We start from the raw sequence: 22072 nt of genomic DNA, 5'->3' as shown, positions 1-22072 counted from the left end.
CCTCCTCCCGCGTCCGGTCAGGCGCCCGCGGACCCCGCGAGCCGCGGGGCCATCGCCAGCAGCAGCTGGACGGCCGGGGGAGCCGTCCGCGGATCGTGGGCCAGCCCCAGCGTGACGGTCGGCACCGGGGCGGTCAGTCGGCGCAGGCAGACGCCGGGTATCCGGAACACCCGGGCCCGGCCCTCGGGGATGGGCGCGATGCCGTACCCCGCCGCCACCGCCAGCAGGAGCTGCTCGTCGTCCGGCTCCTCCCGCACGATCCGCGGCGACCGGCCCGGCCACAGCTGCCCGGTGATCAGCGCGTGCATCCCGGGCCCGTTCTGGCGCGGCCAGAGCACCACCGGCTCGTCCGCGATCCGGTGCCGGCCGATCCGGGCCCGGGTGCGGGCGAGCGGATGGCCGGCCGGCACGGCGAGCAGCAGCTCCTCCTCGGCGACGATCCGGCAGTCGAGCCCGGGGACGTCCAGCGGCGGCCGGACGAACGCCGCGTCCAGCCGCCCGGCGAGCAGCTCGGCGACGTTGTGCGAGGTCCAACCGGTCTGCAGGGCGACGTCCAGCCGCGGGTAGCGGTTGCGGAACTCCGTCACCAGGGCGTCGCAGACCCCGCCCCGGGCGGAGCGGGTGTACGCCACCCGCAGCCGCCCCTCCCGCCCCTGGACCACCGCCGCGACCCGCTCCTCGGCCGCCGCCACCTCCCGCAGCACCCGCCGGGCCTCCTCGGCGACCGCGCGCCCGACCGGGGTCAGCGCGCAGCCCTTGCTGGTGCGCTCGACCAGCTCCACGCCCAGCTGCCGCTCCAGCGCCCTGACCTGCTGGCTCAGTGCCGGCTGCGCCACGTGCAGCCGGCGGGCGGCCCGGGTGAAGTTCAACTCCTCGGCCAGAACCGAGAAGTAGCGCATGCGCCGCAGATCCATCCGCAGATCCATCCGGCGATGATAAGGGCGGCTTATCGCTTCCGGACAGAACCGGTCTTGGACGGCTTCCGGCGCGAGCCGCTTTCCTGGTGAGGGCCGCCGGCACCCGGCGGGCGGCCTCCGAGGGAGGGGTTCGCGATGGACGGCACGACGGACGGTGCGACGGGCGGCACGGTGGACGGCGTGATGGACGTCGTCGTGGTCGGGAGCGGGATCATCGGGCTCACCACGGCGATACGCCTGCAGGAGAAGGGGCTTCGGGTCGTCGTGGTGACGGCCGACGGGCTGCTGTCGACGACCTCGGCGGTGGCGGCCGCCGTCTGGTTCCCGGTCGCCACCGGCACCGGCGGCCGGGTGGCGGACTGGTCCGCGACGGCCTTCGCGGAGTTCGCCCGCCAGGCCGAGGAGGGCGTGCCCGGCGTCTCGATGCGCAGCACCCGCATGCTGGAGCACGAGCGGCAGTCGGCAGGCCAGCCCTGGTGGGGCGACGCCGTCCCCGACCTGCGCCGGCTGACGGCCGCCGAACGCGGGGCGGACTGCGCGGACGGCTGGTCGTTCACCGCGCCCGCCGTCGAGATGCCGCTCTACCTGCCGTGGCTGCTCGGCCGGTTCGTCGACAACGGCGGCGGGATCGTCCACCGCCGCCTCGACACCCTCGACCAGGCCCGCGCCTGGGCGCCCGTGGTCGTCAACGCCACCGGGATCGGCGCCCGGCAGCTCTGCGACGACCCGGCCGTGCACCCGATCCGGGGCCAGCTCGTCCTCGTCCGCAACCCCGGCCTGCCCACCTCGACCCGGATCCAGGACGACCCGGCCGGCTACACGTACATCCACCCCCGCAGCACCGACGTCGTCCTCGGCGGCACCTTCGAAGCGGACGACTGGAACACCGTCGCCGACCCGGCCACCGCCGAGGCCATCCTCGCCCGCTGCACGGCCCGGATCCCCGCACTGCGCGAGGCCCGCGTCCTCGGCCACGTCGTCGGCCTGCGGCCCGCCCGCCACGGCGGTCCCCGCCTCGAGGCGGAGCCGGACGGCCGGACCGTCCACAACTACGGCCACGGGGGCGCCGGCGTCACGCTCAGCTGGGGCTGCGCCGACGCCGCGGCCGAACTGGCGGCCGCTGCGGCGAGTTGACCCCGTCGCGGGTGCGTACCGGCCCCCGAGCGCGCCGTCGCGGCGCCGCTCGGGGGCCTTCGGCCGGACGCCCGCCGTGCCAAGTTCGCGGTTTTCCACGATGCCCGAGCGTGGCGGTCGGATGCCAGTCTGTGACTGCCACCGCACCCCGCAGCCGGGTCGGGGCGGGACCGATCGGCCCCGGGTGACCGGCTGTTCACGTGGAACGCCCAGAAGGGACACTTGTCATGAACAGGCGAATCGGAGCGGCCTCGCTCAGCGCGGCTCTCGCGGCCGCGGTTCTCGTCGGCGGTACCGCCCAGGCCTACGCCGCCGAGGCCTCCCCCGCCCCGGCGCACGCCGCCCCGGCGCCCGTCGCGGCGCCCGCCGTCCAGGAAGGCGCGTCGGCGCAGGCGCTCGACATCTGGCACTGGGTCGGCCGGTACAACTCCCAGTTCGCCGCCGAGGCCGCGTACTGGGTGCTGTACGGCCTCGGGAGCGCCATCGCGATGAGGATCGAGAAGATCTGGGACAACGGCGTGGAGACCTGGGAGCTCTACATCCAGTGAGTCTCCACAGCCAGTGAGTCACCCGGCGCCGGCACCCAGCCGCGGCGCCCCCCTCCGGACGGGACCAAGGCGAGCGTGACGCGTGTCCGCTCGTCCAGCCGAGAAGAGAGTTGGTAGACCCATGCAGCGTACGACCTCCATGACCGGTCTGGGCCGCACGGCCGCGGGCGCCCTCACCGCCGTGCTGATGGCGGCCGGAGCGGTCGCCCTCGCCCCGTCCGCGCAGGCCGCGGCCGGACAGGACGGGCCGCAGGCCTCGGCGGCGCAGCGCCCGGCCGCCGAGAGCGCGGCGGCGAACGTGCCGCTGGTCGCCGCGGACCGTTCCACGAAGGTCACGCTCTCCAACGGCAGCGGGTCCGGCCTGACCAAGACGTGGGACAAGCTCGACCACGGCTGCTGGACGAACGACATGCTGCCGTCCGACTACATCCCCAACACGAAGTCCTCCAGCTGGCAGAGCGAGTCCTGCGGGTTCGCGACCGGGACCGAGGGCAACATCACCTACACGCTCGACAACGGCGGCGAGGTCAAGCTGCACTGGAACAACCCGTACTGGGGCAGCAACGACTACAGCTGCTCCGTCCCGGACGGGTACACCTGTTCCCGGAGCGGCGGCAGCGGGGACAACACCGCGGTCACCTTCAGCATCGGGCGCAGCCGGGCCAAGGCCGCCGCCGCGGAGATGCCCAGCCTGACCAGCGCCTCCCGGAGCACGAGCATCAACCTGACCAACAACTCGGGGAAGCTGCTCACCCGCTCCGGCGCGAGCCTGCAGTGGGGGATCTGGTCCGACAACATGATGCCGCCGTCGATGGTCCAGCCCGGTGTCACCGCGAAGTGGGCGAGCGAGTCCGAGGGCGTGATGACCGGCACCGAGGGTGAGGTCAGCTTCAACGTGGCCGGGGAGCAGAACCAGGTCAAGGTGCACTGGAACAACCCGTACTGGGGCAGCAACGGCTACAGCTGCGACGCGCCGGCCGGGTACAAGTGCACCTGGCAGGGCGGCAGCGGCGACAACGCCGCGGTCTCCTTCACCCTGTCGAAGTCCTGACGCCGAAGTCCTGACGCCGAAGTCCTGACGCGGGATCCGGTGCCGGGGCCCTGATCGCGTCGGGCCGGGTCGAACCGGCCGCCTCCGCCCGGGTGCATCCGCACCCGGGCGGGGGCGCGTTCGCGGCCGCTACCGGTCCAGCGCCGCCACCAGCTGGGTGCGCCGGGCGATCCGCAGCTTCCGGTAGGCGTTGGTGAGGTGGGTCTCCACGGTGCGGCGGGTGAGGCAGAGCGCGGAGGAGATCTGGGCGTTGGTGTGCCCCGCCGCCGCCAGTTCGGCCACGCGCCGTTCGGCGGGGCTCAGGGCGTGCCCGCCGTCCCGGTTCCGCACCCCGCCCTCGCGCAGCGCCTCCTCCGCCGCGCCGAGGAGACGGCCGACCGGGGCCGGTCCGCCGGTCTCCGGGGCGGGCCCGGCCAGCCGCAGGGCCACGGCGTGCGCCTCGCGCAGCGTGTCGCGGCCCTTGCGGCCGCTGCCCGCCTCGATGTGGGCCCGGCCGAGGTCGATCAGCACCTCCGCGAGTTCCACGGGCGCGGCGGCCGGCCTGAGCAGTTCGGCGCCCTCGGTCAGCGAGCACAGGGCCAGCCGGCCGCCCACGGCCGCGGCGTAGGCCCGCAGCGCCCGGCCGACGGTGCGCGGGGTGCCCCAGGTCCGGGCGTGGCGCAGTTCCTCCTCGGCGAGTTCGCGGGCTTCGTCCCGCCGTCCGAGCCGTACCAGGGCGAGCGCCGCTCCGGAGCGCCACGGCGTGGCGACCGGGCTGACGAAGTCGTGGGCGAGCTGGCCGGCTCCGCAGACCAGGTAGTCGTCGAGGGCGGCCTGCCAGTCGCCGTCCGCGGCGTGCAACAGGGCCCGGGTGTAGCTGAGTTCGTTCCACTCCCAGGAGCTGTCGCTGCCGGACGGGCCGACCAGGGCCACGGCCTCCCAGGCCGCGGAGCGCCGGCCGGTCTCGCGCCGGGCGGTCGCCACCATGGCGGCGAGGTGCGGCAGCCGGACGCCCTGTCCGGCGGTCGCCTCCACCAGGGGGGCGTTCTCGGCGATGACGCGGTCGAACTCCCCCGCCCAGAGCGCGGCTTCGGCCCGGACGCTGAGCAGGCACTGCAGGCCCACGTCGGTCAGGTCCGGGGGGACGGGCGGGGCGGGCAGGCACTGGCCGGTCAACTCCCGTGCCTCGTCCAGGCGGTCCGCCCACTGGAGCAGGGTGGCCGCGCTGCCGAGCCAGGCGGTCCGCAGCCGCGGGTCCACCGGCGCGGCCAGCCGCGGCCGGACCCGGTCGAGCACCTCGGCCGCCGAGCAGAGGCCGGCCCCGGCCTCGTACTCGGTGATCAGTCCGCACACCAGGGGCTCGATGGCGGGGGGCGCGGTCGGGGCGAGTGCGCGCAGGCCGGCGACGGCGCCGCGTCAGGCGTCGCTGTCGTGCGAGGAGACGAGCGCGCCGAGGGTCCCCAGCACCTGGACGAGTTCGTCGTCGTCGGCGCCGCGACCGGCCCGGCGGAGGACCTCCAGCGCGGTGTCGGGATCCCGGCGCGCGACGTGGGCCGCGCAGAGGGCGGTGGCCGCGGTGGCCCGGTCCCGGAGGTCGGTGTGCAGTTCCAGTCCGGTGCGGAGCCGGCGGATGCCGGCGGTCGCGTTGTGCGGGAGTTCCAGGGCGCCGAGGCGCATGGTGAGGGCGGCCCGGCGGTCCGGATCGAGCGGGCCGCTCAGGGCGTGGCGCAGGTACGCGGCGGACTCCGCGACGTGACCGGCGCGCATCGCCTCCTCGGCGGCCTCGGACAGCGAGCGGGCCATCCACGCCTCACCGGGCCGTTCGACGCGCAGCAGCCGGGAGGCCACGGCGGTCGCGGGCGCGCCGCTCTCGTCGAGGAGTTCCGCGACGCGGGTGTGCAGTGCGGCGATCTCCTCCGGCGCGGCGACGGCGAGGACGGCCTCCCGCGCGAGGGGGTGGTCCAGCAGCCTGCTGATGCGGCGCGCCGACCGCTCGCCCGGGGAGCGCGTGGCGGTGCAGAGGTCGGAGAGCTGGTGGAGCAGGCCGGGGCCGACGGGCATCCCGCCCTCGGCGGCGACGGCGAGGGCGAGGCAGGCGTGGCGTACGCAGGGGTCGGCCCGTCCCAGCCAGCGGGCGATCGTGTCGCGGAAGCGGCTGCGGGACGGGGTGGACGACGGGCGGGGGAGCGCCCCGTCGGCGAAGTCGGCGACGAGCGCCCGCACCAGGGCCGGGTTGCCGATGCCCGCCTCGACGCAGGCCACGGTGGAGCGCTGGTCCAGGCCGGCGTCCCGGGCGAGGCGGATGACGGCGGGGACGCTGAGCGCGGGGAGGGCGACGGCCGTGCCGGTGGCGGGCGGGAAGGGGGCCGGACCGGACGGGTCGGCGCGCTCGGTGAGCACCAGCAGGACGGGGATCTCGGCGATGCGGCGGGCGAGGTAGCCGAGCCAGCGCCGGGACGGCTCGTCGGCGTGGTGGAGGTCGTCCACCGCGAGCAGGACCGGCCGCCCGGCGGCGGACCGGGTCAGCCTGGTCACCAGCCCGTGGAACAGCCGCTGTTCGTCCGCTCCGGCCGCGACGGAGAAGGGCACGGCCTCGTCGTCCGCGAAGAGCTGGCGGACGAGCCCGAACGGGAACGCCGTCTCCTCCGGTACGCCGCGGGCGCGTCCGACGCGTACGGCGTCACCGTCGGCCTGCTGCCGGACGATCGCCTCCAGCGCGGCGGTCCGTCCCATGCCGGACACCGGTGCCGAGAGCAGGACCCAGCGTCCGCTGCCCGCCCGCGCCGCCGCCGCGGCCGCCGAGGCCGTGCCCAGCACCTCGTCGCGCTCCAAGAGCATGTGCTCCCCATCCTGTCGGTCCTGTTCGGCCGGTCCGGCGCGTGGTACCGGTCCGGGCCGTCCCCAGCGGTCCGGACAGGGGTTTCCGCGGTCATCGGAGCCGTATTCCGCAGGAACATCGTGAACGATCTCTTTCCGGTTCGATCTTCACCCATGGGTGGCGCGAGGCGGCCGGTCGAAACGGAAAACGGCGTGATCATGCTCATGGCGAAGCTTGATCCCGACGCTACCGCCGGGTTTCCCGCAGGGTGTCCTGCCTGCGACGACGGCCGCACCCGGCCGCCCGGCCCGTCGGGCGGGGCCCCGGAGCGGAGCGGCGGGCGTGCGGCCGTGCCCACTCGGTTCGTCGGCGTACTGGTGGGGCCCGGCCAGGTTGTTCGAATACCGCTCGATTCCGTCGGGCGTCGACCGGGCGGGTGGAGCGGGCCACGGGGGCGGCTTACTGTTCGGGGGTCCGGAGGCGGGTCGAGAGCGAGCAGTCCGAGAGTGGGGAGGCCGAGGGTGTCCGAGGCGAGGAAGCCGGTGCTGTACGTCGTGGTGTGCGCGGCGGGGGTCGCGGGCGGGGTGGGGGAGCTCATCTCGGCCGCGCAGGAGCAGAACTGGGACGTGGGGGTGGTGGCGACGCCCCAGGCCATGGGGTTCATCGACGCCGAGGCGATCGAGGCGCGGACCGGGTACCCGATCCGCTCCGCCTGGCGGAAGCCGGGGGAGCCCCGGCCGCTGCCGGACCCGGACGCCCTCGTCGTGTCCCCCGCCACCTTCAACACGCTCAACAAGTGGGCCCTGGGCATCTCGGACACCCTGGCGCTGGGGATCCTCTGCGAGTCGTACGGCTGGGGAGTCCCGGTCGCCGTCCAGCCCTGCCTGAGCGCGGCGCAGGCGGCGCATCCGGCCTATGCGGACAGCCTGGCGAGGCTGCGGCGGATGGGGGTGCGGATCGCGGACTTCACGCCGGGCTCGTACGACTGGACGCGGGCCCTGGAGCTGCTGCGGGACTGACAGGGTGGCTGATCGGGCCCGGTGATCCTTGCAGTGTGGGGGGTGGCCCGGGCCGAACCCGCGGAGGTAGCGTCCGGGCAGGTCAGCGAGGGTACGGGAGGTTTCCGGTGGCGGCGGTCAACGGCGAGGTGTCGTTCTGGTACGCGGCGGACGGGGTGCCGGAGCCGGGCCCCGCGCTGCCCGGGGACCGGGACGTCGACGTGTGCGTGGTCGGCGGCGGGTACACCGGGCTCTGGACGGCCTACTACCTGAAGAAGGCCGACCCCGGTCTCCGGATCGCCGTCCTCGAACGGCGGTTCTGCGGCTACGGCGCCTCCGGGCGCAACGGCGGCTGGCTGTACAACGGCTTCGCGGGGCGTGGAGCCTTCGCCAGGCGGTACGGGCGGGAGCGCGCGGCCGCGATGCAGCGGGCGATGGACGAGGCGGTCGGGGAGGTCGTCGGCGTCGCCGGGGCCGAGCGGATCGACGCGGACATCGTGCGCGGCGGCGTCCTCGAAGTCGCCCGCAGCAAGCCGCAGTTGGAGCGCCTGCGGGCCCACGTCGAGGCCGAGCGGGCCTACGGCGAGGGCCGGGTCGAGCTGCTCGGCGCCAAGGAGGCGGCCGAGCGGATCAACGTCGCCGGCACCCTCGGCGGCTGCTGGACGGCGCACGGCGCCCGCATCCAGCCCGCCCGGCTCGCCCGCGGACTGGCCCGCACCGTCCGCGAGTTGGGCGTCGAGGTGTACGAGGGGACGGCGGTCACCGCGATCCTGCCCGGCAGCGGCTACCGCAAGCCCCGCGCCGTCACCCCGTACGGCACCGTCACCGCCGACCACGTGCTGCGCGCCACCGAGGGGTTCACCGCCGGGCTGCGCGGCGAGAAGCGCACCTGGCTGCCGATGAACTCCGCGATGGTCGCCACCGAGCCGCTGCCCGCGGAGTTCTGGGCGGAGGCCGGCTGGGAGGGCCGCGACGTGCTGGGCGACTTCGCGCACGCCTACATGTACGCGCAGCGCACCGCCGACGACCGGATCGCGCTCGGCGGGCGGGGCGTGCCCTACCGGTTCGGCTCGCGGACGGACTCGGACGGCAGCACCCAGGTGGAGACGGTGCGCCAGCTCCGGGCCGTCCTCGACCGGTTCTTCCCGGCCGCCGCGCAGGCCCGGATCGACCACGCCTGGGCGGGCGTGCTCGGCGTCCCCCGGGACTGGTGCGCCACCGTGGAGCTGGACCGGGTGAGCGGGCTCGGCTGGGCCGGCGGGTACGTCGGCAGCGGGGTGACCACCACCAACCTGGCCGGCCGCACCCTGCGGGACCTGGTGCTCGGCCGGGACACCGAGCTGACCCGGCTGCCCTGGGTGGGCCACACCGTGCGGCGCTGGGAGCCGGAGCCGCTGCGCTGGCTCGGGGTGCACGCGATGTACGCCGCGTACCACGCCGCCGACCGGCAGGAGGCGGCCGGCCGGGCCACCACCTCGCCGATCGCCCGGGTCGCGGACCTGGTCGCCGGGCGCTGAGCCCACGGGGCCGGGCCTCCGGGCCTCCCGCGACAGGGCCTTCGGGGAACCGGGTGTTGAACGGGTGCGGGCGGCACCGGGTTGACGGTCCGGCGGCGTGCCGACCCGGTGCGACGGCCGCCGGTGCGGTCGTCCCGCCAGGATGTCCGGATGACAGTGAACGAGGCGGACCCGCCGCCGGCGCCGCACGATCCACGGCCGTCGCTTCGATCGTCCGTTCGGACGTGCCGCCGAGCGGAGTCGGCCCGCAGCACCCACGGTGAAGGCGTGCTGAGGAGAACACTGCCGGCCCTCGCGGTCGCCCTGCTGCTCTGCGCGCCGACGAGCGGCGCGTGGGCCAGGTCGCCGGGCCGGCAGGTGGCGGTCGTGGACCAGGCCTCGCGCAGCGTGCTGGTGTTGCAGAGCGCCGAGGAGCTGATGGCCTACCGCGGCCCGGGCCGACTGCCGGTCGTGTGGGGCTGGAGTGCCGACCGCGCACCGGAGTTGACGGATCTGGCGCCCGCGCGCAGCTGGACCGACCCGGACGAGGCCAAGTCCCGGATCCGGCAGGGGCGGCGCTTCCTGCTGACCACCGCCTCCGGCGGGCTGGCCGCCGTCGTGGAGACCACCACCGGCCGCGTCCACTGGGCGACGGATCTGGGAACGGCCGCCAACCCGCACAGCATCGAGCTGCTGCCGGACGGCAACGTGGCCGTGGCGGCGAGCGCGGGCGGCTGGGTGCGGCTGTACGCGGCCTCGCAGGGCCCGCGGGCCGCGGTGTACGCGGAGTTCCCGCTGCCCGGTGCGCACGGGGTGCACTGGGACGCGCGGACCGGCCTGCTCTGGGTGCTCGGCGACACGGCGCTCACCGCGCTGCGGGTCGGCGGCACCCCGGCCGCGCCCGCCCTCACCGTCGTGCGGAGCAGCCCGCTGCCCGACCGCGGCGGGCACGACCTGGCGCCCGTCCTGGCGGATCCCGGACGGTTCTGGGTGGCCACGCTGACCGGCCTGTGGCGCTTCGACCCGGCCACCGACCGCTTCACCGCCGTGCACCTGGCCGATCCGGCCGCCGAGCGGGACCTCAAGAGCGTCGGCGACGAACCCGGCACCGGCCGGCTGCTCACGGTGGCGCCCGAACACGAGGCGCCGTGCGACTGGTGCACCTCGGTGATCACCCTGCACCGGCCGGAGGGGACGCGGTCGCTGCGGGGCTCGCACCTGTACAAGGCGAGGTGGTGGAGCGTCTGGTAGCAGATTTCGTTCCCCGAGGAGTCGATCCGGGGCCGCGCGTCGTGGATACCACTCGAATTGCGGACGGCATTCGACTGATGGGGCATATTGTGTACACCGACAAACTACTCCGATGGAGGTCAGTTTTCCGTCGCGGTCGGCAAACCATCCGTCGACCCCCGTCGGCTGGGATAGCGTCGTGGGGTCGGGGGGTCGACACCGATCCGGTGCATTCGAACGCTAGCTACTGGGCCGTAATGGCCGAATGAGTCATGGAGAAAATCATGCGGAATTTCCCTGCGGAAAACCGGCCAGACGGAGTCGACGACCTTCAACTCGCGATGGAATCACTGGCCGCCTTCCCGTCCCGGAACGCAGGGAGCGGGGCGGATGTGACCGAGCGGCTCGCGGCCGTCCACGATCTGTGCCGCGCGGTCGACGCGGTGCTGGACAGCCTGGTCGTCCAGGCCGCCGCCGAGGCGGCCGAAGAGGGTTGGACCGCGGCCCGGATGGCGGCCGAACACTCCGGCTACTACGCCAGGTTGCAGCGCGCGCTGCTCCCCGCCGGTGCCGGGCTGACCCGGCAGTGAGCGCGGTGCTGCCGGGCGTGCACGTGCTGTCCTGCCCCACCCGGTGGAGCGACGTCGACGAGAACGGGCACATCAACAACGCCCGTCTGGTCGGCTACATCCAGGAGGGGATTTACGACCTGTTCTGCCACCACGAAACCGCCGTCCGGGAGTCGCTGTTCCCGTCCGGGTTCATTATCGCCAGGCACGAGATCGACTACCTGGAGCAGTTGCACCACCGGCCCGAGCCGCTCTCGGTGGTGCTCACCGTGGAACGGCTCGGACGGAGTTCCGCCCAGGTCGAGGTGAATGTCTGCCGGGACCGGCTCACCTTTATGCGGGCGCGGACCGTGGTGGTCGCCCGGGACCGCGAATCCGGCCGCTCGCGGGCGCTGAGCCCGGCGGAACGGATCTTTCTCTCGGCGTTTATGCCGGACCCGGCCCGGGCCCAGGCGGTCCTGGCGGCCACCACGGTGACCGCGGCGGCAGCGGTGAGCGCGGCGCCCCCGGCGCAGCGCGTGGCGGCCGGCCCGGTCACCGGCGGGCTGCTGCCGTCCCGGCGGCCGCGCAGGCGGTGCCACGCCTCGGCGCGGTGAACGGCGCGGCGGGCGGTGCGGTGCGGTGAACAGTGCGGTGCGGTGAACACCCCGGTGGACCGCAGGACGGACCGTTGCCCCGGGGCGGCGGCGTGATCGACGGCGGCGGCCGGTTCCGAAGGCGCCGGGGCGAGTTACGCTGAGCAGCACGGGCACCGGTACGTCCCACGGCGGTCACGGACCGCGATCCCCGTCCTGGCCCAGGGCGAGCGCGCCGCCGTCGGTCCGGCCGAGCCCGCCGACCGGAAGGAGGACGCGATGACCATCTCCTGGGAGGACTTCCTCGCCCGCGTCGTGGAGCGCGGCGAGTACCGGGGCGCGGCCGAGGCGGACCACGCCACCCGGGTCGTGCTGGCCCTGCTCGGCGAGCACCTGGTGGGGTCCGAGCGGGGCGAACTCGCCGACGCGCTGCCCGAGACCTACGCCTCGCTGCTGCGCGACGCCCAGCCCGCGGCCGAACCGCTGACCGCCGAGCGCTTCGTGCAGGCCGTGGTGGGGTGGATCGACGGGGCGACCCCGGCGACGGCGCAGTGGGACATCGGGGCCGTGCTCAGCGCCGTCGCCGACCTCGTCCCCGGCGAGCTGCTGGACCAGGTGATCGAGCAACTCCCGGACGGCTACGACCTGCTGTTCGGCCACCCGGCACCGGCCTGAGCCCGCGGCCGGTGCCTGCCGCCTGAGCCCGCCGCCCGCTGTTCCGCGGCCTCGGCCGGTCGGCGCGGCTACCCCGTGGTGGCCCGGAACAGCTCCGCGCCCGGGCCGGTCAGTGCGACCGGCCCGGCGTCCGGGCGCAGGTAGGCCGACGCGCCCGCCGGAAGCGGGAGTTCGGAGCCGTCGGGGGCCCGCAGCAGGGCCCGCCCGGAGACGCAGAGCAGGATCTGCGGGGCGGGGAGGTCGACCCGGACGGCGGCGGCGCCGGGGCGCAGCCGGGAGAGCCTGAACTCCTCGGCCGGCGACGGGTACTCCTCCTCGAAGCCGTCGCCCGTCGGGCGCGGGGCGAGCGGCTCGACCTCGCCGGGCCGGAAGTCCGTGACCGCCAGCAGGCCGTCCACGTCGACGTGCTTGGGCGTGAGGCCGCAGCGCAGCACGTTGTCCGAGTTGGCCATCAACTCCACACCCAGGCCCCGCAGGTAGGCGTGCGGCACCCCGGCGTCCAGGTACAGCGCCTGCCCGGCGGTGAGCCGGACGTGGTGGAGCAGCAGGGCGGCGAGCAGCCCCCGGTCGCCGGGGTACTCCTCGGCGAGGCGGGCGTACGCGGCGCTGCTCGCGTCGTACGGCCCGCCGGCGGCCGCCGTGCGGCGCAGGGCGCCTGTGACGGCGGCGAGTTCGGAGCCGTCGGCGTTCAGGCCGGAGCGCAGCAGCTCGGGCAGCACGGCCTCGGCGGGCCGGGTGCGCAGGGCGGCGGCCCAGGGGGCGAGCACGCCGAGCGCGTCCAGCAGCCGGGCGGTGTCAGCGGCCGGGCGGAAGCCGCACAGCGCCTCGAAGTCGCCGAGCGCGCAGAGGAGTTCGGGCTTGTGCCCGCGGTCCTTGTACACCCGCTCCGGCGCGTCCAGCGGGATGCCCCGGGCCTGTTCGGCCGCGTGCCCGGCCTCGGCCTGGGCGCGGGTGGGGTGGACCTGGAGGGAGAGCGCCCGGTCGGCGGCCAGCACCTTGAACAGGAACGGCAGCGCCGGGCCGAACCGCCGGACGGTGTCCGCCCCGAGCAGGCCGTCCGGGTCGGCGTCGATCAGCCGGTCCAGCGGCTGCGGGCCGCTGCCGTCGCCTTCGTCGCCGGACCCGCACAGCAGGGACGGCGCCGACGGGTGGGCGCCGAGCCAGAGTTCGGCCTGCGGGGCGCCGTCGGGCGCGGCGCCGGTGAGCGCGGGGATGGCGGTGGGCGAACCCCAGGCGTAGCGGCGGACGGGGTTCTTCAGGAGGGCGAACGGCGGCATGCGGGCGGCTCCGGGGAGGCTCAGCGGCAGAGCGCGGCCGCGCCGATCAGCCCGGCGTCGGTGCCGAGCTCGGCGCGGCGCACGTCCAGGCCGCGGATGTACGAGAGGGCGGCGTAGCGGTCCAGGTGGCGGGCGAGCGGGGCGAACAGCACGTCCCCGGACTCGGCCACGCCGCCGCCGACGACGACCCGGGAGAGGTCCACCAGGGCGGCCGTGGCGGCGATCCCGGCGGCCAGCGCCCGGGCGGCGCGGTCGAAGGAGGCGCGCGCGACCGGGTCGCCCGCGGCGGCGGAGGCGGCGACGGCGCGGGCCGTCCGGTCGCCGTCCACGGGCCGCCAGCCCTCGGCGAGCGCCCGGCGGGCGATCGCGGTGCCGCTGGCGAGGCCCTCCAGGCAGCCGCGGGAGCCGCACGGGCAGGGCTCGCCGTCCAGGTCGACGGTGATGTGGCCGAGGTGGCCGGCGTTGCCGCTGGGGCCGGGGCGCACCGCGCCGTCGAGCACCAGTCCGGCGCCGACGCCGGTCGACACCACCAGGCAGAGCGCGTTGTCGGCGCCCCGGGCCGCGCCCTGCCAGTGCTCGGCGGCGGCCATCGCGACGCCGTCCCCGGCGAGGTGGACGGGCAGCGTGCGCTCTGCCACCGCCGGGTGCGCGGCGACCGCGGCGACCAGCGGGAAGCCGCGCCAGCCGGGGATGTTGACCGGGCTGACGGTGCCGCCCGCGAGGTCGACCGGGCCGGCGCTGCCGATCCCGACGGCCGTCACGGCGGCCCAGTCGGCCGTCCCGGCGAGCCGCTCCAGCACCTGGTGCACCACGGCGAGCACGGCCGCGCCGGGCTCGGTGGCGGGGGTGGGCAGCTGGAGCCGGTGCCGCAGCCGTCCGTCGGCGTCGACCAGCGCCCCGGCGATCTTGGTGCCGCCGATGTCGAGGGCGGCGAACAGCGGGGTGAACGGCACGGTGGGCTCCAGGAAGTAGGGGGCGGCGCCCCGGCCGCGGGGACCGGGGCGCCGAACAGCGTAGATCAGCCCCGGCGGGCGGCGCTGAGCCGCAGGGTGACCAGCTCGAACGGGCGCAGCGCGAGGCGCACCGCGCCGTCCTCGACCGCCACCTCGCCGCGGGTGCCGTCCCAGGGCCGCTCCAGCAGGTCGCAGGGGACGGCGCCGGCCAGCGGGTAGGAGGTGGTCAGCCGGCCCCGGGCGCGGCCGCCGCCGGCCTCGTAGACCCGGACGATCAGGTCCCCGCTGCGGTCGTCGGCGAGCTTGACGGCGCTCACCACCAGGGCGTCGTTGTCCAGCTCCACCAGCGGGGCGACCCGCTCGGCGCTGCCGGTGACCGTCCGCTCGGGCAGGCCGATCCGGTAGCCCTCGCGGACCGCGTCGCCGATCGCCGCGCCCGGCACCAGGGCGTGCCGGAAGCGGTGCAGGCCCTGGTCGGTCTTCGGGTCGGGGAAGCGCGGGGCGCGCAGCAGCGAGAAGCGGACCGTGGTGGTCGTCCCGCCGTCGTCGGGGCGCACGGTGCGGGTGACGTCGTGGCCGTAGGTGGAGGCGGTGACCAGGGCGACGCCCCAGCCGGGCTCGTCGAGGTGGACGAAGCGGTGGTTGCAGGCCTCGAACTTGGCCGCGTCCCAGCTGGTGTTGGTGTGGGTGGGCCGGTAGAGGTGGCCGAACTGGGTCTCGGCGGCGTAGCGCTCGGTGTGGACGTCCAGCGGGAACGCGGCCTTGAGGAACTTCTCGGTCTCGTGCCAGTCGACGTCGGTGTCGATGTCCACCCGCTGCTCGCCGGCCGGCAGGGTGAGGGTCTGGACGACGGTGGAGGAGCCGAAGGAGCGGGCGATCCGCACCGAGGCCCCGGCGGGGGAGGACGCGGCGGTGAGCGAGTCCACGCCGGTCAGGTCGGTGACGGTGTTGCGGTAGAACTGGTCGACGTCCCAGGCGTCCCACATGTTGGGGAAGTCGGGGTGCAGCTGGAGCAGGTTGGCCCGGCTCCCGGGGGCGACGGTCTCCCGGCCGGTCGCGGTCTCGACCACCGAGGCGATCAGGCCGTCCGCGTCCACGACGACCTCCAGCAGGCCGTTGCGCAGCGTGAAGCCGCCCCCGGGGCGCTCGACCGCCTCGCAGGTGCCGTCCGGCAGGCCGACCGCGGCGGCCCCGCCGGCCGGCACCGTCGAGCGGCCGTGCGGCGCCGAGTTGAACACCAGCTCCCGCCCGCCGGCGGCCGCCCCGGCCAGCGCCTGCTGGGCCGCGCCGATCAGCGCCTCCAGCTCCCCGGCCAGCGCCGCGTACGTCGCCTCGGCCTCGCGGTGCACCCAGGCGATGGACGAGCCGGGCAGGATGTCGTGGAACTGGTGCAGCAGCACCGTCTTCCAGATCCGGTCCAGCTGCTCGTACGGGTACTCCGCGCCGGTGCGCAACGCGGCGGTGGCGCACCAGAGTTCGGCCTCGCGCAGCAGGTTCTCGCTGCGCCGGTTGCCCTGCTTGGTCTTCGCCTGACTGGTCAGGGTGGCGCGGTGCAGCTCCAGGTAGAGCTCGCCGACCCAGACCGGCGGGTTCGGGTACTCGGCCTCGGCCTTGGCGAAGAACTCGGCGGGCTTCTCCCAGCGGACGGTGGCCGAGCCCTCCAGGTCCTTCATCCGGGCCGCCTTGGCGACCATCTCGCGGGTGGTGCCGCCGCCGCCGTCGCCCCAGCCGGTCGGGGCGAGCGAGTGCCGGGCGACGCCCTTGTCCTTGAAGTTCTTCGCCGCGTGGGCGATCTCGCTGCCCTTCATCGAGCAGTTGTAGGTGTCCACGGGCGGGAAGTGGGTGAAGATCCTGGTCCCGTCGATGCCCTCCCAGAGGAAGGTGTGGTGCGGGAACTTGTTGATCTGGCTCCACGAGATCTTCTGCGTCAGCAGCCACTTGGAGCCGGCGTTGCGGATGATCTGGGGCAGGCCGCCGGTGAAGCCGAAGGTGTCCGGCAGCCAGGCCTCGTGGTTCTCCACCCCGAACTCGTCCAGGAAGAACCGCTTGCCGTGCACGAACTGCCGGGCCATCGCCTCCGAGCTCGGCATGTTGGTGTCGGACTCCACCCACATGCCGCCGGCCGGGACGAAGCGGCCCTCGGCGACGGCCTTGCGGACCCTGGCGTACACCTCGGGGCGGTGCTCCTTGATCCAGGCGAACTGCTGGGCCTGGGACATGGTGTAGAGGAAGTCCGGCTCGTCCTCCAGCAGCGCCGTCATGTTGGCGGTGGTGCGGGCCACCTTGCGGACGGTCTCGCGCAGCGGCCACAGCCAGGCCGAGTCGATGTGCGCGTGGCCGATCGCGCTGATCCGGTGCGCGGACGGCACGGCGGGCGCGGCCAGCACGTCGGCCAGCTCCGAACGGGCCGCCGCCGCCGTGCCGTTGACGTCCTGGAGGTCGACGGCGTCGAGCGCCCGCTCGACCGCGCGCAGGACGTCCCAGCGGCGGGCGCCCTCCACCGGCAGCTCGGCCATCAGCTCGCCGAGCACCTCCAGGTCCAGCACCAGCTGCCAGACCGTCTCGTCGAAGACCGCCAGGTCCATCCGGGTCAGCTTGTACTGCGGCTGGTCGCCGGCCGTCTCCTTGTCGCCCAACTCGGTGGGCAGGAAGGGGTGGTAGTCCAGGATGACCGGGTTGGAGGCGGCCTCGACGTGCAGCAGCATCTGCTCGCCGCCGGTCGCCGGGGCGGCGATCCGCACCCACTGGTTCTGCGGGTTGAGGCCCTTCACCGGGGAGCCGTCCGGGCGGTAGACCAGGCCCTCGCACTGGAAGCCGGGCATGTTGGCGTCGAAGCCGAGGTCGATCAGCGCCTCGACGGTGCGCCCGGCCCACTCCCGCGGGACGGTGCCGGTCACGGTGATCCAGCTGGTGCCCCAGGGCGCTCCCCAGGCGTCGCCGACCGCGATCGGGGTGCGCGGGGCGGCCAGGCCCTCGGCGACCGGGACGGGCTCGCCGGGAGCCGTCCAGATGCCGACCTCCAGCGGGACGGACTCGGGGTAGACGGCCGGGCGGATGCGCTCGTCCAGGACGCGCTTGAGGCGGGACTCGACCAGGGTGCGGTCATCGTGCATGTCAGCGGGCTCCGTTGCGTGGCTGAGGGGAACGGACGGACTAGAGGGACGGTACGTCGGAGGGGTGGACCACCTCGGTGATGCCGCGCGCGGCGAGGTGCTCGCGGTCCTCGGCGCGCTCGGCGAGCACCGTGGTCGGGCGGGCGCCCTCCTCGGCGAGGCGCATGAACGCCTCGTACACCGGGCCGCCGGGGCCGCAGACCGAGCGCCGGGGCGAGAGGGCCTCGTCGCCGGTGGCGACCACCACGGCGGTGCTGCGCGGCTTCGGCGGCTGCCAGGAGCGGCGGGCCTCGGCGGCGGCCTCGGCGAGCCGGGCGCCGGCCGGCTTGACCGTCCGGTCGGTGGTCAACAGGCCGAGGCTGTACTCCAGTTCGGGGAAGTCGGCGAGCGAGCGGTCCACGTCGTGCGAGCACCACCAGGTCACGCCCCACAGGTCCGGGCAGTCCAGCACGGCCTCCACGGTGGCGCCGGTGAAGCGCGCCGCGTCCTGCGGGGTGATGTGCGGGGCGGGCGCGCCGACCTCCTGCAGCCAGACCGGGCGGGCCGGGTCGTCCGCCCAGGCCTTGGACAGCTCGACCAGGTAGGCGGCGTGCTGCGCGGTGGCGGTGGAGTGGGCGCCGTAGCGCTGGGCGGTGCCGTTGAACACCCAGGAGTGCACGGCGGTCGCGGCGCCGATCCGGGCCGAGTGCCAAGGGGTGAACGGGTGCTCGTCCAGGTACCAGGCCGCGTCGTACGAGGCGTGCAGGTGCAGCCGGCCGGGGGCGCCCTGCTCGCAGGCGTCGAGCATCCGGCGCAGCCAGGCCTCCGCCTCGGCGGGGGTGGCCCGGTCCGGGTCGGGGTGCGGGGCGCCGGAGAACTGGTTGATCTCGTTGCCGAGCGTCATCCCGAGGAAGTTGGGCCGCTCGCTCAGCGCGGCGGCGAGGGTGCGCAGGTAGGCGGCCTGGCCGTCGAGCACCTCGGGGTCGGTGAAGATGTTGCGGCGGTGCCAGGTCTGCGTCCAGGACGGGAGGAAGTCGAAGCTGGACAGGTGGCCCTGCAGGCCGTCCACCGCGACGTCGAGACCGCGCTCGCCGGCCGCGTCCACCAGGGCCGTCAGCTGCTCGACGGCGCGCGGGCGGATCAGGGTGCGGTTGGGCTGGAAGACCGGCCAGAGCGGGAAGACCCGCACGTGGTCCAGGCCGAGGGCGGCGATGGAGTCGAAGTCGGCGCGCACGGCGTCGAGGTCGAAGTCGAGCCAGTGGTGGAACCAGCCGGCGCTGGGCGTGTAGTTGACGCCGAAGCGGGGAGCGGTGGTCATCGGGGTCATCGGAGGGCTTCCTCAACGGGTGTGGGGCGTACGGACGGTGGGTCGTCACCGGCGGGGGCGGTCCCGGTCGGGCTATCCCTTGACGGCTCCTTCCTCGACGCCCTTGAAGAAGAAGCGCTGGCAGACGCCGAACACCACGACGATCGGCAGGAAGGCGATCATGGTGCCGGCCGCGATCAGCCGGGGGTTGGCGGCGAAGGTGCCGTTGAGGTACTGGAGCCCGACGGTGAGGGTGTACTTCTGCGGGTCGTTGAGCACGATCAGCGGCCACAGGAAGTCGTCCCAGGCGCCGATGAAGGTGAAGATCACGATCACGCTGAGCATGCCGCGCACGTTCGGCAGGCCGATGTGCCACAGCCGCTGCCAGACGTTGGCGCCGTCCACCAGCGCGGCCTGGTCCAGCTCGGCCGGGACGGCGGCGAAGGCGGTGCGCATCAGCAGCACGTTGAGCATCGCGATCGAGCCGGGCAGCGCGACGCCGGCCAGGGTGTCGGCCAGGCCGAGTCCGCGCACCAGCACGTACTGGGAGACGATGGTGACCTCGCCGGGCAGGATCAGGGTGGCGAGGAAGAGGCCGAGGACGAGCTTGGCGCCGCGGAAGCGCAGCCGGGCGAGCGCGTAGCCGGCCAGCGTGCAGCCGACCACGTTGCCGGTGATGCAGACCACGGCGACGATCACCGAGTTGAGCGCGTAGGTCCACACCGGGATGACCTCGGCGACCTTGCCGTAGTTGCCCAGGGTGGGCTGGTCGGGCAGGAAGCTCGGGGTGCGGGTGTAGACGTCCTCGGCGGGGCCCTTGAGGGAGGTCGACAGCTGCCACAGGAAGGGGCCGATGACCAGCAGCAGGACCAGCACCAGGAGCAGGTAGCGGGCGGCGGTCTGCGCGGTGGAGGGGGTGTTGAAGCTCCGGGAGCGCCCGGCGGGCCCGGCGGGGCCGGTGGGCCTGGCGGCCTTGGCGGCCTTGGTGGGCTCGGCGGGGGTGTCGGGGGACTGGGGCGTGCGGACGGTGGTCATGGGGGGTCAGGCCGCCTTCCGGTTCAGCCGCATCAGGAACAGCATCGGGCCGAGGGTGACGACGAACAGCAGCAGGCTGAGCGCCGAGGCGTAGCCCAGGTGCCCGTTGAAGCCGCGGCTGTACATCTGGATCAGCATCACCACCGACATGTCCCGGCCGCCGGGGCCGCCGAGGCCGTTGGAGAGCACGTACAGCTCGGAGAAGACGCGCAGCGAGCTCACCGAGATCAGCGCCGAGATCAGGATCATGGTCGGGCGCACCCCGGGCAGGGTGACGTGCCAGAACCGGTGCAGCGGTCCGGCGCCGTCCACGGCCGCCGCCTCGTGCAGTTCGCGCGGGACGTTGGCGAGCGCGGACAGGTAGATGACCATGTAGTAGCCGAGGCCCTTCCAGACGGTCAGGGCGATCGCGCTGAACAGCAGCAGCCAGCGGTCGGTCAGGAAGGCGACCGGGGAGTCGGCCAGCCCGGTCTGCTGCAGCAGGCCGTTGGCCAGGCCCCGCTCGTCCAGCACCCAGCCCCAGATCAGCGCCACCACGACGGCGGAGGCGATCACCGGGGTGTAGAAGGCGGTGCGGAAGAAGGTGATGCCGGGGATCTTGCGCTGCACCAGCAGGGCGAGCAGCAGCGGCAGGACGGTCAGCAGCGGCAGGCAGACCAGCATGAACACGATGCTGTTGACCAGGGCGTCGGCGAGCTGGTCGTCGTCCAGCAGCCGGCCGTAGTTCTCCAGGCCGGTGAACTGCCCGCCGCCCAGGGGCTTGGCGTTGGTGAAGGACAGGATCACCGTGTTGACGGCCGGCCAGAGGTTGAAGACGGCCAGCCAGACTATCGCGGGCCCGGCGAGCAGCCAGGGGGTGAACCAACGCCGGTGGGTCATGCCGTTGCCTTCCTGGGGCCTGGGGGTGGTGCGGGTGATTCCCGGGGAGCGGCGGGCGCGGGGGAGGCCCGCCGCTTCACCGGTACTTCGCCGATACTTCGCCGGTACGTCTCCGGTGCCGCGCCGGAACGTCTCTGGTACGTCTCCGGTGCTTCGCCGGTGCTTCGCCGGTGCGGGGTGGGGCACCGCGGGGCTGGTGCCGGGGCGGCGTCGGATCAGCCCTTGAGCAGCTTGTTGCACTGCTCGACGGCGGTGTCCAGCGCCTGCTTGGAGCTGGTGTCGCCGCTGATGGCCAGCGCGAACTGCTGCTTGATGATGGTGCCCATCGCGTCGTCGACCTCGACCGGCTGGATCAGCTTGGCCTTGGCGAGCGAGGCGAAGGCCGTCACCTTGGCGTCGCCCGCGTTGGTGCCGTCGCTCTTGCTGAAGAACGGGTCGTTCGCGGAGGCCTTGGTGGACGGGAACACGCTGGTCAGGTGGGCGAAGGCGGCCTGGTTCTCGGGGCTGGTCACCCAGCGGGCGAGGGCCACCGCGGCGGCCGGGTTCCTGGTGTTCTTCGGGATGGACAGGCCCTGGACGTACAGCGGCGGGGTGGCCATCGCGGGGGAGGAGACGACCTTCGGGGCGAGGGTCGGGTTGTCGGTGGCGAGGCTGGTGATGTAGTTGCCGCCGCCGGTGGTCCAGGCCACCGTGCCGGAGCTGAAGAGCTTGGAGTTGCCGGCGTAGGTGTCGGTGAGCACCCCGTTCGGCATCAGGCCCTCCTTGAAGGCGTCGCGGTACTTGTCGAGCAGCGCGGCGGCGTCGGGGGTGTTGAAGGTGAAGGACTTGCCGTCGTCGGACATGATCTTCACGCCGATGTTGTACAGGTCCCCGATGCCCGGCTTGCGGCTCATCAGGTAGGTCTGGCCGCCGGACTTCTCCTTCATCGTCCGGGCCTGGGCGATCAGCTCGTCCAGACTGGCCGGGGGCTTCTGCGGGTCCAGGCCGTTCTTCGTCAGGAGCTCGGAACTCCAGTAGTTCACATCGGTGTTGAGGTACCAGGGGTAGCCGAAGGTGCCCTGGTAGCCGTTGAACCGGTAGGCGTCCACGCCGCCGGGGACGTACTCCTCGGCGAGCTTGGGGTCGGCCTTGGCGATGTCCAGCAGGACGTCCTTCTTCGCCAGCGGGAAGGCGAAGTCCGGCGGGAGGTTGACCACGTCGGGCAGGCTGCCGGCGGCGGCCTGGCTGAGCACCTTGTCGGAGTAGCCCTCACCGGGCTGGTCGAGCCACTCGACCTCGACGCCGGGGTACTTCTTCTTGAAGCCGTCGAGCACGCCCTGCATGTAGTCGGTGAACTTCGGCTTGAGCGACCAGGTCTGGATCGAGACCTTGCCCTTGACCTCGCCGGTGGCGGCCGCACTCGCCACCGCGTCGCTGTCCTTGGTGTCGCCGGAGCCGAGTCCGCAGCTGGTGAGCGCGGCGGTGGCGAGCGCGGTCGTGGTCAGTGCCGCCCAGATTCTTCGCATGAGGGTCTCCCGGTCCTGGGGGTGGGTGGGGGATC

General features: G+C 74.3%; 19 protein-coding genes. 9 read left to right on the top strand and 10 right to left on the bottom strand.

Features of this window, described 5'->3' with window-relative positions; translation table 11 throughout:
* Positions 1-17: 17 nt before the first annotated feature.
* On the bottom strand, positions 18-926 hold the full coding sequence (locus ACFY4B_RS29355; protein ID WP_234348579.1) for a LysR family transcriptional regulator: 909 nt from the start codon (positions 924-926) through the stop codon (positions 18-20).
* A gap of 126 nt (positions 927-1052) precedes the next feature.
* Between ACFY4B_RS29355 and ACFY4B_RS29350 the strand changes: the two genes are divergently transcribed.
* From ACFY4B_RS29350 to ACFY4B_RS29340, 3 genes are all read left to right on the top strand, one after another.
* A complete protein-coding gene (locus ACFY4B_RS29350; protein ID WP_387972912.1) occupies positions 1053-2051 on the top strand; it encodes an FAD-dependent oxidoreductase in 999 nt (332 codons plus the stop codon).
* Between the two features lie 227 nt (positions 2052-2278).
* A complete protein-coding gene (locus tag ACFY4B_RS29345) occupies positions 2279-2599 on the top strand; it encodes a hypothetical protein (RefSeq protein WP_387972910.1) in 321 nt (106 codons plus the stop codon).
* A gap of 121 nt (positions 2600-2720) precedes the next feature.
* Complete coding sequence (locus ACFY4B_RS29340; protein WP_074005251.1) at positions 2721-3650, top strand: aegerolysin family protein; 930 nt, start codon at positions 2721-2723, stop codon at positions 3648-3650.
* 129 nt (positions 3651-3779) lie between these two features.
* Here ACFY4B_RS29340 and ACFY4B_RS29335 read toward each other — a convergent pair whose 3' ends face one another.
* The gene (locus tag ACFY4B_RS29335; protein WP_387972907.1) at positions 3780-4982 is read right to left on the bottom strand and encodes a LuxR C-terminal-related transcriptional regulator; all 1203 of its coding nucleotides are present in this window, start codon (positions 4980-4982) and stop codon (positions 3780-3782) included.
* Positions 4983-5045: 63 nt separating this feature from the next.
* Entirely contained in the window at positions 5046-6467 is a 1422-nt protein-coding gene (locus tag ACFY4B_RS29330) for an AAA family ATPase (RefSeq protein WP_387972904.1), read from the bottom strand.
* A 501-nt stretch (positions 6468-6968) separates the two neighbouring features.
* On the opposite strand from ACFY4B_RS29330, the gene ACFY4B_RS29325 reads away from it, so the two are divergent.
* The 6 genes from ACFY4B_RS29325 to ACFY4B_RS29300 all read left to right on the top strand — a co-directional run bounded on the left by ACFY4B_RS29325 (position 6969) and on the right by ACFY4B_RS29300 (position 11990).
* Entirely contained in the window at positions 6969-7466 is a 498-nt protein-coding gene (locus tag ACFY4B_RS29325; RefSeq protein ID WP_181970499.1) for a flavoprotein, read from the top strand.
* 107 nt (positions 7467-7573) lie between these two features.
* A complete protein-coding gene (locus tag ACFY4B_RS29320) occupies positions 7574-8962 on the top strand; it encodes an NAD(P)/FAD-dependent oxidoreductase (protein WP_387972901.1) in 1389 nt (462 codons plus the stop codon).
* A gap of 267 nt (positions 8963-9229) precedes the next feature.
* A complete protein-coding gene (locus ACFY4B_RS29315) occupies positions 9230-10192 on the top strand; it encodes a DUF6528 family protein (RefSeq protein WP_387972899.1) in 963 nt (320 codons plus the stop codon).
* Positions 10193-10563: 371 nt separating this feature from the next.
* Complete coding sequence (locus ACFY4B_RS29310; protein WP_049657510.1) at positions 10564-10761, top strand: hypothetical protein; 198 nt, start codon at positions 10564-10566, stop codon at positions 10759-10761.
* A complete protein-coding gene (locus tag ACFY4B_RS29305; protein ID WP_074005255.1) occupies positions 10758-11336 on the top strand; it encodes a thioesterase family protein in 579 nt (192 codons plus the stop codon). The genes ACFY4B_RS29310 and ACFY4B_RS29305 overlap by 4 nt, the downstream gene beginning before the upstream one ends.
* 258 nt (positions 11337-11594) lie before the next feature.
* Entirely contained in the window at positions 11595-11990 is a 396-nt protein-coding gene (locus ACFY4B_RS29300; RefSeq protein ID WP_049660531.1) for a DUF2267 domain-containing protein, read from the top strand.
* A gap of 68 nt (positions 11991-12058) precedes the next feature.
* On the opposite strand, the gene manA is transcribed toward ACFY4B_RS29300, so the two are convergent.
* From manA to ACFY4B_RS29265, 7 genes are all read right to left on the bottom strand, one after another.
* Positions 12059-13267 carry a mannose-6-phosphate isomerase, class I gene (manA, locus tag ACFY4B_RS29295; RefSeq protein WP_387972895.1) on the bottom strand — a complete coding sequence of 403 codons (1209 nt, stop codon included), beginning with the start codon at positions 13265-13267 and terminating at the stop codon, positions 12059-12061.
* Between the two features lie 20 nt (positions 13268-13287).
* Positions 13288-14220 (bottom strand): ROK family protein, encoded by a 933-nt coding sequence (locus ACFY4B_RS29290; RefSeq protein ID WP_387972892.1) that lies wholly within the window; start codon positions 14218-14220, stop codon positions 13288-13290.
* Between the two features lie 65 nt (positions 14221-14285).
* A complete protein-coding gene (locus tag ACFY4B_RS29285; RefSeq protein ID WP_387972889.1) occupies positions 14286-17333 on the bottom strand; it encodes an alpha-mannosidase in 3048 nt (1015 codons plus the stop codon).
* 40 nt (positions 17334-17373) lie between these two features.
* On the bottom strand, positions 17374-18630 hold the full coding sequence (locus tag ACFY4B_RS29280; protein ID WP_387972886.1) for a glycosyl hydrolase: 1257 nt from the start codon (positions 18628-18630) through the stop codon (positions 17374-17376).
* 81 nt (positions 18631-18711) lie between these two features.
* Complete coding sequence (locus tag ACFY4B_RS29275; protein ID WP_387972883.1) at positions 18712-19653, bottom strand: carbohydrate ABC transporter permease; 942 nt, start codon at positions 19651-19653, stop codon at positions 18712-18714.
* A 6-nt stretch (positions 19654-19659) separates the two neighbouring features.
* Entirely contained in the window at positions 19660-20532 is an 873-nt protein-coding gene (locus ACFY4B_RS29270) for a carbohydrate ABC transporter permease (RefSeq protein WP_074005259.1), read from the bottom strand.
* Positions 20533-20747: 215 nt separating this feature from the next.
* Entirely contained in the window at positions 20748-22037 is a 1290-nt protein-coding gene (locus ACFY4B_RS29265; protein WP_387972880.1) for an ABC transporter substrate-binding protein, read from the bottom strand.
* Positions 22038-22072: the final 35 nt, after the last annotated feature.

The organism is Kitasatospora sp. NPDC001261, assembly GCF_042896795.1.
In the GTDB taxonomy this organism is placed as follows: Bacteria; Actinomycetota; Actinomycetes; order Streptomycetales; family Streptomycetaceae; genus Kitasatospora.
The sequence above is the reverse complement of the archived record's forward strand: the minus strand, read 5'-3'. Positions and strand labels throughout refer to the sequence as shown.